22 protein-coding genes are annotated in these 16,178 nt (G+C 40.1%); all 22 read right to left on the bottom strand.

Features of this window, described 5'->3' with window-relative positions; translation table 11 throughout:
- Positions 1–14: 14 nt before the first annotated feature.
- Positions 15–413 (bottom strand): 30S ribosomal protein S8, encoded by a 399-nt coding sequence (gene rpsH / locus NST21_RS00775; RefSeq protein WP_053349057.1) that lies wholly within the window; start codon positions 411–413, stop codon positions 15–17.
- Between the two features lie 30 nt (positions 414–443).
- Positions 444–629 carry a type Z 30S ribosomal protein S14 gene (locus tag NST21_RS00770; protein WP_034304998.1) on the bottom strand — a complete coding sequence of 62 codons (186 nt, stop codon included), beginning with the start codon at positions 627–629 and terminating at the stop codon, positions 444–446.
- Between the two features lie 25 nt (positions 630–654).
- A complete protein-coding gene (gene rplE, locus NST21_RS00765) occupies positions 655–1,194 on the bottom strand; it encodes a 50S ribosomal protein L5 (protein WP_053349058.1) in 540 nt (179 codons plus the stop codon).
- Between the two features lie 29 nt (positions 1,195–1,223).
- Positions 1,224–1,535 carry a 50S ribosomal protein L24 gene (rplX, locus tag NST21_RS00760; protein WP_053349059.1) on the bottom strand — a complete coding sequence of 104 codons (312 nt, stop codon included), beginning with the start codon at positions 1,533–1,535 and terminating at the stop codon, positions 1,224–1,226.
- 43 nt (positions 1,536–1,578) lie between these two features.
- Positions 1,579–1,947 (bottom strand): 50S ribosomal protein L14, encoded by a 369-nt coding sequence (gene rplN / locus NST21_RS00755; RefSeq protein WP_053349060.1) that lies wholly within the window; start codon positions 1,945–1,947, stop codon positions 1,579–1,581.
- A gap of 41 nt (positions 1,948–1,988) precedes the next feature.
- Complete coding sequence (rpsQ, locus tag NST21_RS00750; protein WP_034305007.1) at positions 1,989–2,252, bottom strand: 30S ribosomal protein S17; 264 nt, start codon at positions 2,250–2,252, stop codon at positions 1,989–1,991.
- Positions 2,253–2,270: 18 nt separating this feature from the next.
- The gene (rpmC, locus tag NST21_RS00745; RefSeq protein WP_034305010.1) at positions 2,271–2,474 is read right to left on the bottom strand and encodes a 50S ribosomal protein L29; all 204 of its coding nucleotides are present in this window, start codon (positions 2,472–2,474) and stop codon (positions 2,271–2,273) included.
- Positions 2,464–2,898: a 50S ribosomal protein L16 gene (gene rplP / locus NST21_RS00740; protein WP_053349061.1), complete on the bottom strand. Its 435-nt coding sequence runs from the start codon at positions 2,896–2,898 to the stop codon at positions 2,464–2,466. Before rplP ends, rpmC begins: the two co-directional genes overlap by 11 nt.
- A 1-nt stretch (position 2,899) precedes the next feature.
- Positions 2,900–3,556: a 30S ribosomal protein S3 gene (gene rpsC, locus NST21_RS00735; RefSeq protein ID WP_053349062.1), complete on the bottom strand. Its 657-nt coding sequence runs from the start codon at positions 3,554–3,556 to the stop codon at positions 2,900–2,902.
- A gap of 3 nt (positions 3,557–3,559) precedes the next feature.
- Complete coding sequence (gene rplV / locus NST21_RS00730; RefSeq protein ID WP_034305017.1) at positions 3,560–3,901, bottom strand: 50S ribosomal protein L22; 342 nt, start codon at positions 3,899–3,901, stop codon at positions 3,560–3,562.
- A gap of 17 nt (positions 3,902–3,918) precedes the next feature.
- Entirely contained in the window at positions 3,919–4,197 is a 279-nt protein-coding gene (rpsS, locus tag NST21_RS00725; protein WP_034305018.1) for a 30S ribosomal protein S19, read from the bottom strand.
- Positions 4,198–4,257: 60 nt separating this feature from the next.
- Positions 4,258–5,088: a 50S ribosomal protein L2 gene (gene rplB / locus NST21_RS00720; protein WP_340887293.1), complete on the bottom strand. Its 831-nt coding sequence runs from the start codon at positions 5,086–5,088 to the stop codon at positions 4,258–4,260.
- Positions 5,089–5,114: 26 nt separating this feature from the next.
- Entirely contained in the window at positions 5,115–5,399 is a 285-nt protein-coding gene (gene rplW, locus NST21_RS00715; protein WP_034305023.1) for a 50S ribosomal protein L23, read from the bottom strand.
- Complete coding sequence (rplD, locus tag NST21_RS00710) at positions 5,399–6,022, bottom strand: 50S ribosomal protein L4 (RefSeq protein ID WP_053349064.1); 624 nt, start codon at positions 6,020–6,022, stop codon at positions 5,399–5,401. The genes rplW and rplD overlap by 1 nt, the downstream gene beginning before the upstream one ends.
- 25 nt (positions 6,023–6,047) lie before the next feature.
- On the bottom strand, positions 6,048–6,677 hold the full coding sequence (gene rplC / locus NST21_RS00705; protein ID WP_053349065.1) for a 50S ribosomal protein L3: 630 nt from the start codon (positions 6,675–6,677) through the stop codon (positions 6,048–6,050).
- A gap of 40 nt (positions 6,678–6,717) precedes the next feature.
- Positions 6,718–7,026 carry a 30S ribosomal protein S10 gene (gene rpsJ, locus NST21_RS00700; protein WP_019244375.1) on the bottom strand — a complete coding sequence of 103 codons (309 nt, stop codon included), beginning with the start codon at positions 7,024–7,026 and terminating at the stop codon, positions 6,718–6,720.
- A 422-nt stretch (positions 7,027–7,448) separates the two neighbouring features.
- The gene (gene tuf, locus NST21_RS00695) at positions 7,449–8,636 is read right to left on the bottom strand and encodes an elongation factor Tu (RefSeq protein ID WP_056521833.1); all 1,188 of its coding nucleotides are present in this window, start codon (positions 8,634–8,636) and stop codon (positions 7,449–7,451) included.
- 121 nt (positions 8,637–8,757) lie between these two features.
- Positions 8,758–10,836, bottom strand: coding sequence for an elongation factor G (gene fusA / locus NST21_RS00690; RefSeq protein ID WP_056521830.1), 2,079 nt, complete (start codon positions 10,834–10,836; stop codon positions 8,758–8,760).
- 44 nt (positions 10,837–10,880) lie between these two features.
- Positions 10,881–11,351 (bottom strand): 30S ribosomal protein S7, encoded by a 471-nt coding sequence (rpsG, locus tag NST21_RS00685; protein ID WP_048677878.1) that lies wholly within the window; start codon positions 11,349–11,351, stop codon positions 10,881–10,883.
- A 41-nt stretch (positions 11,352–11,392) separates the two neighbouring features.
- On the bottom strand, positions 11,393–11,815 hold the full coding sequence (gene rpsL / locus NST21_RS00680; protein ID WP_053349068.1) for a 30S ribosomal protein S12: 423 nt from the start codon (positions 11,813–11,815) through the stop codon (positions 11,393–11,395).
- A gap of 104 nt (positions 11,816–11,919) precedes the next feature.
- Positions 11,920–12,168 carry a 50S ribosomal protein L7ae-like protein gene (locus tag NST21_RS00675; RefSeq protein WP_034305040.1) on the bottom strand — a complete coding sequence of 83 codons (249 nt, stop codon included), beginning with the start codon at positions 12,166–12,168 and terminating at the stop codon, positions 11,920–11,922.
- A 295-nt stretch (positions 12,169–12,463) separates the two neighbouring features.
- Positions 12,464–16,063: a DNA-directed RNA polymerase subunit beta' gene (rpoC, locus tag NST21_RS00670; protein WP_056521826.1), complete on the bottom strand. Its 3,600-nt coding sequence runs from the start codon at positions 16,061–16,063 to the stop codon at positions 12,464–12,466.
- Positions 16,064–16,178: the final 115 nt, after the last annotated feature.

The following is a 16,178-nucleotide window of genomic DNA, read 5'->3' as shown; positions in this document are numbered from 1 at the left end:
CTTGTGAAAATGTATTACCAAACGTATGCTAAAACTTCTCCGCCAACTTGTTTAGAGCGAGCTTCCTTGTCAGTTAAAACTCCGTGAGAAGTAGAAACAACTGCGATACCTAAACCGTTTAAAACGCGTGGTACTTCTCCAGTTTTTGCATATACACGCAAACCAGGTTTGCTGATACGTTTTAGACCAGTGATAACACGTTCGTTGTTTGCACCGTATTTTAAGAAGATACGGATGATACCTTGTTTGTTGTCTTCGATTAATTCAAAGTCACGTACGAAGCCTTCACGCTTTAAGATCTCAGCAATTTCTTTCTTGATCTTTGAAGCAGGAACTTCTAGTTTTTCGTGACGAACCATATTCGCATTACGGATGCGAGTAAGCATATCTGCAATAGGATCTGTCATGACCATTATATTTTACCTCCTTCCCAAACTCGGGTTTTACCAGCTAGCTTTTTTAACGCCAGGAATTTGTCCTTTATATGCAAGTTCGCGGAAACAAATACGACAAAGCTTAAATTTACGTAATACAGAATGTGGACGTCCGCAACGTTCGCAACGTGTATATTCTTGTACTTTAAACTTTTGTTCGCGTTTTTGCTTTACGATCATAGACTTTTTAGCCACGATTTCGCCTCCCTTTATTTAGAGATTACTTTTGGAACGGCATTCCAACTTGAGTAAGTAGTTCACGAGCTTCTTCGTCAGTGTTGGCAGTCGTTACGATAACGATATCCATACCACGAACTTTGCTCACTTTATCGTAATCAATCTCAGGGAAGATAAGTTGTTCTTTAACACCTAATGTATAGTTCCCACGTCCGTCAAAAGATTTCTTTGAAACGCCGCGGAAATCACGTACACGTGGTAAAGATACTGATACTAGCTTATCAAGGAATTGATACATACGTTCTCCACGTAATGTAACTTTCGCTCCGATAGGCATACCTTCACGCAAACGGAAGCCTGCGATTGATTTTTTAGCTTTTGTTACAACTGGTTTTTGACCAGTGATAAGTGTAAGTTCTTCAACAGCTGTATCTAAAGCTTTTGAGTTAGATACTGCGTCACCAACACCCATATTAATAACGATTTTCTCAATGTTTGGTACTTGCATTACTGATTGATAGTTGAATTTACCCATCAATGATGGTGTAATTTCACTTTTGAATTTTTCTTTAAGGCGGCTCATTGCTTAGTGTACCTCCCTTCATTTATGACTTATTTATCTAAAGTTTCACCTGATATTTTAGCTACGCGTACTTTTTTACCATTTTCAATCTTATATCCAACACGAGTCGGTTTACCTGATTTTGGATCAAGTGGCATTACATTGGATACGTGAATTGCAGCTTCTCTGCTAATAATTCCACCTTGTGGATTAATTTGAGATGGCTTGGAATGCTTTTTCACGATGTTAATTCCTTCAACAAGCACACGATTTTGTTTCGGATATGCTTCAAGAATTGTTCCTTGTTTGCCTTTGTCCTTACCAGAGATGACTACGACTTTGTCACCTTTTTTAACATGCATTAGCTTGGCACCTCCTTGAAAGGCTTTATACAAATTTTACATATTATAGAACTTCTGGAGCTAGAGAAACGATCTTCATGAAACTATTGTTACGTAATTCACGAGCAACAGGTCCAAAAATACGAGTTCCACGTGGGCTCTTATCGTCACGGATAATTACACATGCGTTTTCATCAAAACGAATGTAAGAACCGTCAGGACGACGCATACCACGTTTTGTACGGACAACAACAGCCTTAACGACTTCACCTTTTTTAACAACGCCTCCTGGTGTTGCCTGTTTAACTGTACAAACGATAACATCACCGATGTTAGCATATTTACGGCCAGAACCACCTAGGACTTTAATTGTTAGTACTTCACGAGCACCTGAATTGTCAGCGACTTTTAAACGAGATTCTTGTTGAATCATGTACGGTACCTCCCTTCGGAATTAGCTTAATCCGAACTATATTAAATAATTACTGCTTTTTCTACTACTTCTACAAGACGGAAGCGTTTTGTAGCTGAAAGTGGACGAGTTTCCATAATACGTACTACGTCGCCAGCTTTCGCTTCATTTAGCTCGTCATGAGCTTTTAACTTTTTAGAGTATTTCACGCGTTTACCGTATAAAGAATGCTTTTTATAGGTTTCTACAACAACTGTTACTGTTTTATCCATTTTATCGGATACTACGCGGCCAGTGTAGATTTTGCGTTGGTTGCGTTCGCTCATTCTGCAAACCTCCATTCATTATCGATTAGTGACACCGATCTCTCTTTGACGAACAACTGTTTTCATACGAGCAATCGATTTGCGAACTTCACGGATGCGAGCTGTATTTTCAAGTTGTCCAGTAGCTAACTGGAAACGAAGATTAAATAGTTCTTCTTTAAGAGATTTTAGTTTTTGTTCAATTTCAGCAGTGGTTAGATCTTTGATTTCATTAGCTTTCATTTGTTTCACCACCAATTTCCTCTCTTTTTACAAACTTACATTTGATTGGAAGTTTGTGTGCTGCAAGGCGCAATGCTTCTCTTGCCACCTCTTCAGATACACCAGAGATTTCAAACAATACTTTGCCCGGTTTAACTACTGCTACCCAACCTTCAGGAGCACCTTTACCGGAACCCATCCGTACTTCAAGCGGTTTTGCAGTGTAAGGTTTGCTTGGGAAAATCTTAATCCAAACTTTTCCTCCACGTTTCATGTAACGAGTCATCGCAATACGAGCTGCCTCGATTTGACGGTTAGTGATCCAAGAAGCTTCTTGAGCTTGAAGTCCAAATTCTCCAAAATGAACTTCAGTGCCGCCCTTAGCCATCCCTCTCATCTTACCGCGATGTTCACGACGGTATTTTACGCGTTTTGGCAATAACATATTATTTTCCTCCTTCCTCAGATTTCTTCTTAGTAGGAAGAACTTCTCCACGGTAGATCCAAACTTTCACGCCTAGCTTCCCGTAAGTAGTATCTGCTTCAGCATGAGCATAATCTATGTCAGCACGAAGTGTGTGAAGTGGAACTGTTCCTTCGCTGTAGTGTTCAGCACGAGCAATATCAGCACCGCCAAGACGACCAGAAACTTGTGTTTTGATTCCTTTTGCGCCAGAACGCATAGTGCGTTGAATAGCTTGTTTTTGAGCACGACGGAATGAAACACGGTTTTCTAATTGACGAGCGATGTTTTCAGCAACCAATTTTGCGTCAAGATCTGCTCTTTTAATTTCAATGATATTAATATGAACTCTTTTGCCAGTTAGCTGGTTCAAAGCTTTACGAAGTGCTTCAACTTCAGTACCGCCCTTACCGATAACCATTCCTGGTTTAGCAGTGTGAACTGATACATTGATGCGGTTAGCAGCACGTTCGATTTCAACCTTGGATACAGAAGCATCACTTAAGCGTTTCGCGATATATTCACGAACTTTAATGTCTTCATGCAAAAGAGTAGCGTAGTCTTTATCAGCGTACCATTTGGATTCCCAATCACGAATGATTCCGATACGCAAACCGATAGGATTTACCTTTTGACCCACAGATTACCCCTCCTTCTTTTCTGATACAACGATTGTAATATGACTAGTACGTTTGTTTATTGCACTCGCACGACCTTGAGCGCGAGGACGGAAACGTTTTAATGTTGGTCCTTCGTTAACGTATGCCTCTGAAACGACTAGGTTATTAATATCCATTTCGTAGTTGTGTTCTGCATTTGCGATAGCAGATTTCAGAATTTTTTCTACGACTGGAGAAGCAGATTTTGGTGTTAAGCGAAGAATCGCCACTGCTTCACCTACTTGTTTTCCTCGAATTAAATCTGCGACTAAACGCACTTTACGAGGAGCAATACGAACTGTTTTAGCGACAGCTTTTGCTTGCATGAGATGCCCTCCTCTCATTAACGTCTTGTTTTCTTGTCATCACTTGCGTGACCTTTATAAGTGCGTGTAGGCGCGAATTCGCCTAGTTTGTGACCTACCATATCTTCTGTTACATAAACCGGCACATGCTTACGACCGTCATAAACAGCGATTGTATGTCCGATGAATTGCGGGAAGATTGTTGAGCGACGAGACCAAGTTTTTACTACCTGTTTCTTGTCAGCTTCATTTAATTTTTCAACTTTTACCAATAAATGATCATCAACAAAAGGCCCTTTTTTTAAGCTACGACCCATGCGAGTACCTCCCTTCGTGACTGTTCTACGGTTCTATATATGAACCGTAGGTCAATCCCGTTATTTTTTACGACGACGTACGATAAATTTATCGGATTTATTTTTCTTCTTACGAGTTTTGAATCCAAGAGTTGGTTTACCCCATGGAGACATTGGTGATTTACGTCCGATTGGAGATTTACCTTCACCACCACCGTGTGGGTGATCATTCGGGTTCATTACTGATCCACGAACAGTTGGGCGTTTGCCTAACCAACGATTACGACCAGCTTTACCAATGTTGATAAGTTCATGTTGTTCGTTACCAACTTGACCGATTGAAGCACGGCAAGTAGCAAGAATCATACGAACCTCACCTGAGTTTAAACGTACAAGTACATAACGACCTTCTTTACCAAGTACTTGAGCAGATGTTCCTGCTGAACGGACTAATTGTCCACCTTTTCCTGGTTTAAGTTCAATGTTATGAATTACTGTACCAACTGGGATGTTAATAAGAGGAAGAGCGTTACCCACTTTAATGTCAGCTTCTGGACCTGACATGATTTCCAAACCTACTTCTAGGTTTTTCGGAGCTAGGATATAACGTTTTTCTCCATCAACATAATTAATTAATGCAATGTTTGCAGAACGATTTGGATCGTACTCAATAGTAGCAACGCGTCCAGGTATACCATCTTTATTCCGTTTGAAATCGATGATACGGTATTGACGCTTGTGGCCGCCACCTTGATGACGAACTGTTAACTTACCTTGGTTATTACGGCCGCCTTTGCTGTGTAAAGGAGCAAGTAATGATTTTTCCGGTTTGTCTGTAGTAATCTCAGCAAAATCGGAAGTTGTCATATTACGTCGACCGTTAGAGGTAGGTTTATACTTCTTAATCGCCATTTGTATTTCCCTCCTTCTCTAATGAATTAAGCCTCGAATAGCTCGATTTCTTTGCTGTCAGCAGTTAATTTAACAATAGCTTTACGGCGCTTGTTAGTATAGCCTGCATGTTTGCCCATACGTTTGAATTTACCTTTGTAGTTCATGATGTTTACTTTCTCAACTTTAACGCCGAAAATTTCTTGAACAGCATCTTTAACTTGAGTTTTGTTAGCTCTAACATCAACTTCAAAAGTATATTTTTTCTCAGCCATTATGTCTGAAGAGCGTTCAGTGATTACGGGGCGCTTAATGATATCGCGTGCATCCATTATGCAAGCACCTCCTCTACTTTTTCGACAGCTGATTTAGTCAAGATCAATTTGTTGTGTGAAACAACATCAAGAACATTAAGACCAACAGCTTCCACTACAGTAACACCAGGGATGTTACGTGCAGAAAGAGCAACTTTCTCATCTAAACCGTCAGTAACGACTAACGTTTTAGTATCAACAGAAAGGTTTTTAAGTACTGCTACAAATTCTTTTGTTTTTGGAGCTTCGAAAGACAAGCTTTCAAGTACCAAAATGTTCTCTTCCAATGCCTTTGCAGACAATGCAGATTTAATAGCTAAACGACGCACCTTTTTAGGTAGCTTGTAAGCGTAAGATCTTGGAGTTGGTCCAAAAACAACGCCACCGCCACGCCATTGTGGAGAACGGATAGAACCTTGACGCGCACGTCCAGTTCCTTTTTGTTTCCAAGGTTTACGTCCACCGCCTGCAACTTCAGAACGGTTTTTAACTTTATGAGTTCCTTGACGTAAGGAAGCTCGTTGCATAATGATTGCTTCAAATAATACATGATTATTAGGTTCGATACCAAAGATGGATTCATTTAGTTCGATGTCGCCAACTTGTGAACCTGTTTGGTTGAACAATGTAACTTTTGGCATTCTATTGCTCCTCCTTTCTCAGAAATTACTTTGCTTTAACAGCAGTTTTTACTTTGATCAATGCTTTTCTAGCACCAGGTACATTACCTTTGATCAATAGTAGGTTACGTTCAACATCAACTTTAACGATAGCTAAGTTTTGAACAGTAATTTGTTCCCCACCCATACGTCCTGGTAATAGTTTACCTTTGAATACGCGGTTTGGAGCAACAGGACCCATTGAACCTGGGCGACGGTGGTAACGAGAACCATGAGACATTGGTCCGCGTGATTGTCCATGACGTTTGATAGAGCCTTGGAAACCTTTACCTTTTGAAATTCCTGTTACATCTACTAAATCGCCTTCAGCGAAAATACTAACATTGACTTCTTGACCGATCTCATATTCAGTAAGATCCGTTCCGCGGAATTCGCGAATGAAGCGCTTAGGAGTAGTATTTGCTTTTTCAACATGTCCCTTTTCAGGTTTGTTAGAAAGCTTTTCACGTTTGTTTTCAAAACCAACTTGAACTGCTTCATAGCCATCAGTTTCAACAGTTTTCTTTTGAAGAACCACGTTATTAGCAGCTTCGATAACTGTTACCGGGATAAGTTCGCCGTTTTCAGCAAAAACTTGAGTCATACCGATTTTTCTTCCTAAGATTCCTTTGGTCATAAGTCACACCTCCTAGAGTAATTGTTCATATTTATATGAATTATAATTTGATTTCAATGTCAACGCCTGATGGTAAATCTAAACGCATCAATGAATCAACTGTTTGTGGAGTTGGATTAACGATGTCGATTAGACGTTTATGCGTACGCATTTCGAATTGTTCACGAGAATCTTTGTATTTATGAACCGCACGTAGGATCGTGTATACCGATCTTTCAGTAGGTAATGGAATTGGACCAGATACAGCCGCACCAGAACGTTTTGCAGTTTCAACAATTTTCTCAGCAGATTGATCAAGAATTCTGTGATCATATGCTTTTAAACGGATACGAATTTTTTGTTTTGCCATAATTTTCCCTCCTTTTCGCCTATTTTAAAATAGACCTTCTCAATGGAAATTTCCCACACACTCGCCATGGCAAAGCGGCCGGGTGTGTCAGCAACCTTCCATATCATCGCAGTCAAAGACCAACATTGTCTATTATACATAAAGCACAAGTAGAATGCAAGTTAAACTTAAACTTTTCTTGTGCAACACACTTTTATTATTATACATACTATCACAAGTATTTACAAGTACATTCTACACGGTCTTTCATATCCATTTTCTTCTTTTGAATTATCATTATAATTCTCTTTAAAATTTAATTACTTTTTAGTCAATACTATAAAAGAAATAAATTAAAAGTCTTTAATAAATAAAAAAAAGCAGATGGCGTCCCATCTGCTTTTCCTGGAAGGCGTCCCTTCCAATATTCATTAAAGAATCAATTACTCAGTGATTGTAGCAACGACACCAGCGCCTACAGTACGTCCACCCTCACGGATAGAGAATTTAGTACCTTCTTCGATAGCGATTGGAGCGATAAGTTCTACAGTCATTTCAATGTTGTCTCCAGGCATAACCATTTCTACGCCTTCAGGAAGGTTACAAATACCAGTTACGTCAGTTGTACGGAAGTAGAACTGAGGACGGTAGTTTGTAAAGAATGGAGTGTGACGTCCACCTTCTTCTTTAGAAAGAACATAAACTTCAGCTTTGAAACTTGTGTGCGGAGTGATTGTACCTGGTTTAGCAAGTACTTGTCCACGTTGGATATCTTCACGAGCAACACCACGAAGTAGTGCACCGATGTTGTCACCAGCTTCAGCATAATCAAGAAGCTTACGGAACATTTCAACACCTGTTACAGTTGTTGGTTTAGACTCTTCGTTGAAACCGATGATGTCAACAACGTCACCGACTTTAACTTGTCCACGCTCAACACGGCCAGTAGCAACTGTACCACGACCAGTGATAGAGAATACATCCTCAACTGGCATCATGAATGGTTTGTCAGTGTCACGAGTTGGTTCAGGGATATACTCATCAACAGCTGTCATTAATTCATGAATTTTTTCTTCCCAAGCAGCTTCTCCTTGAAGAGCTTTTAGTGCAGATCCTTTGATAACTGGAATGTCATCGCCAGGGAATTCGTATTCAGATAGAAGATCACGGATTTCCATTTCTACTAATTCAAGAAGTTCTTCGTCATCAACCATGTCGCATTTGTTCATGAATACTACTAGGAATGGTACACCTACTTGACGAGAAAGAAGGATGTGCTCACGAGTTTGTGGCATTGGGCCATCAGCAGCAGATACTACTAAGATTCCGCCGTCCATTTGTGCAGCACCAGTGATCATGTTTTTAACATAGTCAGCATGTCCTGGGCAGTCAACGTGTGCATAGTGACGAGTAGCTGTTTCGTACTCAACGTGTGCAGTAGAGATTGTGATACCACGTTCTCTTTCTTCTGGAGCACCATCGATTTGGTCATAAGCGCGAGCTTCTGCGCCACCAGTTTTAGCAAGTACAGTTGTGATTGCAGCTGTTAGAGTTGTTTTACCATGATCGACGTGACCAATTGTTCCAACGTTAACGTGCGGTTTTGAACGATCAAATTTAGCTTTTCCCATTAGGAATTCCTCCTTAAAATTATATATAAAATATTAAGTATATAAGGGCTGTGAAAGAAGACTAATTCTTCCAACACAGCTTACATAAGATAGTTATACTTTAATAAGAGATGAAAATCAATTATTCACCTTTATTTTTTTTGATGATTTCTTCAGAAATGCTCTTAGGTACTTCTTCATAATGATCGAAGTGCATAGAGAATGTTCCGCGTCCTTGTGTGTTAGAACGTAGAGATGTAGCATATCCGAACATTTCAGATAGTGGAACCATCGCTTTAACCATTTGTGTGTTACCGCGAGCTTCCATACCTTCTACACGACCACGACGAGATGTGATATCTCCCATGATGTCGCCTAGGTAATCTTCAGGAATTACAACTTCTACTTTCATAATTGGTTCAAGGATAACAGGTTTACATTTAGAAGCAGCATTTTTAAGAGCCATGGATGCTGCAATTTTAAATGCCATTTCATTGGAGTCAACGTCATGGTAAGAACCGTCAAATAATTTTGCTTTGATGTCAACTAGCGGGTAACCAGCAAGTACACCACGGTCAAGTGAATCAACTAATCCAGCTTGTACAGCAGGGATGTATTCACGTGGTACTACACCACCGACAATAGCATTTTCAAATTCGAATCCTTTACCTTCTTCGTTTGGACCAAATTCAATCCATACGTGTCCGAATTGTCCACGACCACCTGATTGGCGAACGAATTTACCTTCAACTTTAGCTGAACCACGGAAAGTTTCACGGTATGCTACTTGAGGAGCACCAACGTTAGCTTCCACTTTAAATTCGCGACGCATACGGTCAACAAGGATGTCCAAGTGAAGTTCACCCATACCAGCGATAATCGTTTGACCAGTTTCTTGGTCAGTATGCGCACGGAATGTTGGATCTTCATCTTGTAGCTTTTGTAAAGCTTGACCCATTTTGTCTTGGTCTGCTTTCGATTTTGGTTCAACTGAAAGAGAAATAACTGGTTCTGGGAATACCATGGACTCAAGAATAACTTGGTTCTTGTCGTCACATAGAGTATCACCAGTTGTAGTATCTTTCAATCCTACAGCTGCAGCAATATCTCCTGCGTATACAGTTGATATTTCTTCACGGCTGTTTGCGTGCATTTGAAGGATACGTCCAATACGTTCACGTTTACCTTTAGTTGAGTTGATTACATAAGATCCTGATTCTAATGTACCTGAGTACACACGGAAGAATGTAAGTTTACCAACGTAAGGATCCGTCATTACTTTAAACGCTAAAGCGGAGAACGGTTCAGAATCATCTGAGTGGCGTTCTACTTCTTCTTCTGTATCTGGAAGAGTACCTTTAATTGCAGGTACATCTAAAGGAGATGGAAGGAAGTCGATAACGTTATCTAGCATTAATTGGACACCTTTATTTTTGAAAGCTGATCCACAGATAACTGGGAAGAATTCAACGTTAACAGTTGCTGTACGAATAGCTGCTTTTAATTCAGCAATGCTGATTTCTTCGCCGCCAAGGTATTTTTCCATTAAGTCTTCATTAACTTCTGCTACTGCTTCAATTAACTTTTCACGGTATTCTTCAGCTAGTTCCCGATGTTCTTCAGGAATCTCACCAACAGTGATATCAGTTCCTAGATCATTGGCATAGAAATGAGCTTTCATTTCAATAAGGTCAATGATTGCAGAGAATTGATCTTCAGCACCGATTGGTAACTGAACTGGATGAGCATTAGCTTGTAGACGATCGTGGATTGTTCCAACTGAATATAGGAAATCCGCACCGATTTTGTCCATTTTATTTACGAATACGACACGCGGTACACCATAAGTTGTAGCTTGGCGCCAAACTGTTTCAGTTTGAGGCTCAACACCTGATTGGGCATCAAGTACAGCTACAGCTCCATCAAGTACACGCAATGAACGTTCAACTTCAACTGTGAAGTCTACGTGTCCTGGTGTATCGATGATGTTTACACGGTGACCTTTCCACTGTGCAGTTGTTGCAGCGGATGTGATCGTGATTCCGCGTTCTTGTTCCTGTTCCATCCAGTCCATTTGTGAAGCACCTTCGTGTGTTTCACCAATTTTATGGATTTTACCAGTATAGTATAGAACACGCTCTGTTGTTGTCGTTTTACCAGCATCGATGTGAGCCATGATACCGATATTACGAGTGTTTGCTAAGGAGAACTCTCTTGCCATTTGTCTTTCTCCTTCCTTCTATAAGGATTTTATAGTAATTGATCTTACCAGCGATAATGAGCGAATGCTTTATTAGCTTCAGCCATTTTGTGTGTATCTTCACGTTTCTTAACAGCTGCTCCAGTATTGTTAGCAGCATCCATGATTTCATAAGCTAAACGCTCTTCCATCGTTTTTTCTCCACGAAGGCGAGAGTAGTTTACTAACCAACGAAGTCCTAGAGTTGATTTACGATCTGGACGCACCTCAACTGGTACTTGGTAGTTAGCTCCACCCACACGGCGTGCTTTTACTTCTAATACAGGCATGATGTTTTTAAGTGCTTGATCGAAAACTTCGATTGGTTCATTGCCAGTACGTTCTTTGATTAAATCAAATGCAGAGTAAAGAATTTTTTGTGATTTACCTCTTTGTCCATCAACCATTAATTTGTTGATTAAGCGAGTCACAAGTTTTGAATTATAAATTGGATCTGGTAATACGTCTCTTTTCGTTACAGGTCCTTTACGAGGCATTATATTTCCTCCTTTCAAGAAAGTTAATTTTTTGTTTCAAATTATTTTTTTGCTGCTTTCGGACGCTTAGTACCGTATTTAGAACGGCTTTGCATACGATTGTTTACTCCTGCAGTATCAAGAGCACCACGTACGATATGATAACGTACCCCTGGTAAATCCTTTACACGACCGCCACGGATAAGAACCACGCTGTGTTCTTGTAGGTTGTGACCAATACCTGGGATATAAGCTGTTACCTCGATACCGTTTGTTAAACGTACACGCGCATATTTACGTAACGCGGAGTTTGGTTTCTTCGGTGTCATAGTACCCACACGAGTGCAAACACCACGTTTTTGCGGAGATGATACGTTAGTTTGTGCTTTTTTAAAGCTGTTGTAGCCTTTGTTAAGTGCTGGAGATTTTGAATTAACCTCTTTAGACTCGCGTCCTTTACGCACTAATTGATTAATAGTAGGCATTACATTTTTCCTCCCTTCACGTTTTCATTTCTAGTACCACACATCCAGGTGGTTCATAAATGGGTAAAAACAAAGTCTTTGCAAATAGTATTGCAAAAACATTTTTACTTTTTAATGGCAACAGTTGCTGCTCCGACATCAATACCACATGCTTTGCCAAGCATTCTCATCGAATCAACATATGTGATAGGAACATCCAATTCTTTAGCGGTCTCAACGACACGCCCAGTCAAGTATATATCTGCATCATCAGCGATGATAACTTCTTGAATTAAATTGTTTTTCAGAGCTCTAACTGCTTGTTTCGTCCCTATAATCACTGACTTTGCCTGTATTACTTTTTCATAAGACATGGTCCATATCCTCCAAAGTTACAGGGTAACATAGGAGCACCTTTGCTATAGTATCATCTTTAGTCGGATACTGTCAACTTCTTTCAAAAAATTAATTTAAGCAAAAGGTTTTCCTTACATAATACTATTAAGATTTTCACTTTGCCTAAAATGGAAATAAAGCGAGTTCTCACACGTCTATTTAGTTAGTTGTTCTTATTAATAGAGACCAGCTCAATAAATTCTGATTCTTCAACTCCTCCAAAGTGAAGGAGTGCGGTCTTCAGTTTTAATAGATGAGCTGGCCCTATTTCATTTAATCTACTGTTACTGTATCTGTGCTTTCGCCACCAACAACGACAGGGTTTGCTTTTCTGTAACGAAGCATACCTGTTCCTGCAGGGACAAGTTTACCGATGATAACATTTTCTTTAAGTCCAAGCAATTCATCACGTTTTCCTTTTATGGCTGCATCAGTCAAGACTCTAGTTGTTTCTTGGAATGACGCTGCGGACAAGAAGGAATCCGTTTCTAGAGATGCTTTTGTAATACCTAGTAATACAGGACGTCCAGTAGCAGGTAATTTGCTAGTCAGTAATGCATCTGTGTTCGCAGTTGTAAACTGGTTAACATCCAATAATGTTCCTGGAAGAACTTCAGTTTCACCAGCGTCAAGCACGCGGACCTTACGCATCATTTGTCTAACCATAACCTCGATGTGTTTATCACCGATTTCTACCCCTTGCATCCGGTATACTTTTTGTACTTCATGAAGCAGATATTCCTGAACAGTAAGTACATCAGTAACTTTCAGCAATTCTTTTGGATCGATTGAACCCTCTGTTAACTCTTCGCCTCGACGTACGAATGTATCAACAGCTACCCTTAAACGCGCTGTGTACGGCGCAGTATAAGTGCGTGATTCAACTGCACCTTGAACAACGATTTCCTGTTGTTTATCGCGGATTTCATTAATCGAAACAACTGTTCCTTCGATTTCAGAAATGATAGCTTGACCTTTAGGATTTCTCGCTTCAAATATTTCTTGGATACGAGGTAAACCTTGAGTAATATCATCTCCGGCAACCCCACCAGTATGGAATGTACGCATCGTTAACTGTGTACCTGGTTCTCCGATTGATTGAGCAGCAATAATACCAACTGCTTCGCCCACTTCAACTTCTTGACCAGTAGCCAAGTTACGTCCATAACATTTTTTACATACACCATGACTAGTGTTACATGTAAAGGCAGAACGAATCCATGCTGTTTCAATACCAAGAGATTCAATATAATTAGCCAGATCCTCAGTGATAAGATCGTTTTCAGCTACAATCACTTCATTTGTTTCTGGATGTTTAATCGCTTTTCTTGCATATCGGCCTACTAGACGTTCTTCAAGATGCTCGATTATTTCCGTACCCTCTCTCAAGGCAGAAATTTTCAAGCCGCGGTCTGTACCACAATCATCATCACGAATGATAACGTCTTGGGCTACGTCAACTAGTCGGCGTGTAAGGTAACCGGAATCGGCTGTTTTAAGTGCTGTATCAGCAAGACCTTTACGAGCACCATGTGTAGAGATGAAGTACTCTAACACTGTTAAACCTTCACGGAAACTTGATTTAATCGGTAATTCAATGATACGTCCAGCCGGGTTGGCCATCAATCCACGCATACCCGCAAGCTGCGTAAAGTTGGATGCATTACCACGGGCACCGGAGTCACTCATCATGAAGATTGGGTTGCGTCGGTCCAGAGAGTCCATAAGTTTCGATTGAATGGTATCCTTAGCGGCACTCCAAATTGAGATAACGCGATCATATCGCTCATCTTCCGTAATTAGACCCCGTCTAAATTGTTTCAGGACGTTATCTACTTTCGTTTGAGCTTCAGTAATGATTCCTTGTTTTTCTTTTAAAACAACAATATCAGCCACACCAACGGTAATACCTGCTTTTGTCGAATATTTGAAACCAAGATCTTTCATCCTGTCTAGCATTTTAGAAGTTTCGGTAATTTTGAAACGTTTAAAGACTTCCGCAATAATATTTCCAAGAATTTTTTTCTTGAATGGATCAATAGCGGGTTGAGCCTTAATCAATTCAGGTATATCAGCGCCTTTTTCCACGAAATACTTCTCTGGAGTTTTTGTTTCCAAATTATAACGTGTTGGTTCGTTAATATACGGGAATGATTTTGGTAAAATTTCATTGAAAATCAATTTACCAACAGTTGTTATTAAGAGTTGGCTATTTTGCTCTTCCGTGAATGTTTCATTATTTAGTGATGATGCATGCACAGCACAACGGGAATGTAAGTGTACATAACCATTTTGGTATGCAAGCAACGCTTCACTTGTATCTTTAAAGATCATACCCTCACCGATAGCGCCTTCTCTTTCCAATGTTAAGTAATAGTTACCTAATACCATATCTTGAGAAGGTGTAACAACAGGTTTACCATCTTTAGGATTCAAAATATTTTGCGCAGCAAGCATTAGCATACGAGCCTCTGCCTGAGCTTCAGAAGATAAAGGAACATGGACCGCCATTTGGTCACCGTCAAAGTCAGCATTGTAAGCTGTACATACAAGCGGATGCAAACGAATTGCGCGACCTTCAACTAGAGTTGGCTCAAATGCTTGAATACCAAGTCTATGAAGAGTCGGTGCACGGTTCAGTAGTACCGGGTGTTCTCTAATAACTTCTTCCAGCACATCCCAAATTTCAGGAGATAGTCGTTCAATCTTACGTTTAGCAGATTTGATGTTATGCGCTAAACCTCTTTGAACTAGTTCCTTCATAACGAATGGTTTGAATAATTCAATCGCCATTTCTTTCGGCAGACCACATTGGTACATCTTTAAGTTAGGTCCAACTACGATAACAGAACGACCAGAGTAATCAACACGTTTACCAAGAAGATTTTGACGGAAACGGCCTTGTTTACCTTTTAACATATGAGATAAAGATTTTAATGGACGGTTACCAGGTCCAGTTACTGGACGACCACGACGGCCATTATCGATTAAAGCATCGACAGCTTCTTGAAGCATACGTTTTTCGTTTTGAACGATAATGCTTGGTGCTCCAAGGTCCAATAATCTTTTCAACCGATTATTACGGTTGATAACACGACGATATAAATCATTTAAATCAGATGTAGCAAAACGACCACCATCAAGTTGTACCATTGGACGAAGTTCCGGTGGAATAACCGGTAGCACGTCTAGTATCATCCATGAAGGTTCATTACCAGAGTTACGGAATGCTTCTAGCACTTCCAAGCGTTTAATTGCACGGGTTCTGCGTTGTCCTTGAGCTGTTTTAAGCTCTTCTTTCAACGACTCTACTTCTTTTTCCGTATCAATGTCTTGTAAAAGTTTTTTAATAGCTTCCGCACCCATCGCTGCTTGGAACTTCTTACCGTATTTTTCACGGTATGTACGATATTCTTTTTCAGAAAGAAGCTGTTTCTTCTCTAAAGTTGTATCGCCTGTTTCAGTTACCACGTAAGATGCAAAGTAAATAACTTCTTCCAATGCACGCGGAGACATATCAAGAACAAGTCCCATACGGCTCGGAATTCCTTTAAAATACCATATGTGTGAAACTGGAGCTGCCAGCTCAATATGACCCATACGTTCACGACGAACCTTAGCACGAGTGACTTCAACGCCACAACGGTCACAAACTACGCCTTTATAACGAACACGTTTATATTTTCCACAATGACATTCCCAGTCCTTTTGAGGTCCAAAAATTCTCTCACAGAATAAACCGTCTTTTTCTGGCTTTAACGTACGATAGTTGATTGTTTCTGGTTTTTTAACTTCTCCATGGGACCAAGAACGAATCTTGTCTGGCGAAGCAAGACCAATTTTCATATACTCGAAATTATTAACGTCTAACAAGGGGCCTACCTCCCTTTTAATCTCCAGGTTTAACCCTTGATTGCCGTCTTAATATCAGGCAATCTACACCGGATGATGGTTGATTGAATCAATAAGACTCTAACAAGGCAGCAGG

This window comes from Peribacillus sp. FSL K6-1552, from assembly GCF_038005205.1.
In the GTDB taxonomy this organism is placed as follows: domain Bacteria; phylum Bacillota; class Bacilli; order Bacillales; family DSM-1321; genus Peribacillus; species Peribacillus butanolivorans.
The sequence above is the reverse complement of the archived record's forward strand: the minus strand, read 5'-3'. Positions and strand labels throughout refer to the sequence as shown.

Bases quoted from the DNA above. Each gene is read 5' to 3' on its own strand.
- rplE (WP_053349058.1), bottom strand. From the start codon at position 1,194: ATGAGCCGCCTTAAAGAAAAATTCAAAAGTGAAATTACACCATCATTG.
- NST21_RS00675 (WP_034305040.1), bottom strand. From the start codon at position 12,168: ATGTCTTATGAAAAAGTAATACAGGCAAAGTCAGTGATTATAGGGACG.
- rplP (WP_053349061.1), bottom strand. From the start codon at position 2,898: ATGTTATTGCCAAAACGCGTAAAATACCGTCGTGAACATCGCGGTAAG.
- rplC (WP_053349065.1), bottom strand. From the start codon at position 6,677: ATGACCAAAGGAATCTTAGGAAGAAAAATCGGTATGACTCAAGTTTTT.
- fusA (WP_056521830.1), bottom strand. From the start codon at position 10,836: ATGGCAAGAGAGTTCTCCTTAGCAAACACTCGTAATATCGGTATCATG.
- rplB (WP_340887293.1), bottom strand. From the start codon at position 5,088: ATGGCGATTAAGAAGTATAAACCTACCTCTAACGGTCGACGTAATATG.
- rplD (WP_053349064.1), bottom strand. From the start codon at position 6,022: ATGCCAAAAGTTACATTGTTCAACCAAACAGGTTCACAAGTTGGCGAC.
- rplX (WP_053349059.1), bottom strand. From the start codon at position 1,535: ATGCATGTTAAAAAAGGTGACAAAGTCGTAGTCATCTCTGGTAAGGAC.
- rpsH (WP_053349057.1), bottom strand. From the start codon at position 413: ATGGTCATGACAGATCCTATTGCAGATATGCTTACTCGCATCCGTAAT.
- rpsS (WP_034305018.1), bottom strand. From the start codon at position 4,197: ATGGGTCGTAGCTTAAAAAAAGGGCCTTTTGTTGATGATCATTTATTG.
- rpsL (WP_053349068.1), bottom strand. From the start codon at position 11,815: ATGCCTACTATTAATCAATTAGTGCGTAAAGGACGCGAGTCTAAAGAG.
- rplV (WP_034305017.1), bottom strand. From the start codon at position 3,901: ATGCAAGCAAAAGCTGTCGCTAAAACAGTTCGTATTGCTCCTCGTAAA.
- tuf (WP_056521833.1), bottom strand. From the start codon at position 8,636: ATGGGAAAAGCTAAATTTGATCGTTCAAAACCGCACGTTAACGTTGGA.
- rpsG (WP_048677878.1), bottom strand. From the start codon at position 11,351: ATGCCTCGTAAAGGACCTGTAACGAAAAGAGACGTATTACCAGATCCA.
- rpsQ (WP_034305007.1), bottom strand. From the start codon at position 2,252: ATGAGCGAACGCAACCAACGCAAAATCTACACTGGCCGCGTAGTATCC.
- rplW (WP_034305023.1), bottom strand. From the start codon at position 5,399: ATGGATGCACGCGATATCATTAAGCGCCCCGTAATCACTGAACGCTCT.
- rplN (WP_053349060.1), bottom strand. From the start codon at position 1,947: ATGATTCAACAAGAATCTCGTTTAAAAGTCGCTGACAATTCAGGTGCT.
- rpmC (WP_034305010.1), bottom strand. From the start codon at position 2,474: ATGAAAGCTAATGAAATCAAAGATCTAACCACTGCTGAAATTGAACAA.
- rpsJ (WP_019244375.1), bottom strand. From the start codon at position 7,026: ATGGCAAAACAAAAAATTCGTATCCGTTTAAAAGCATATGATCACAGA.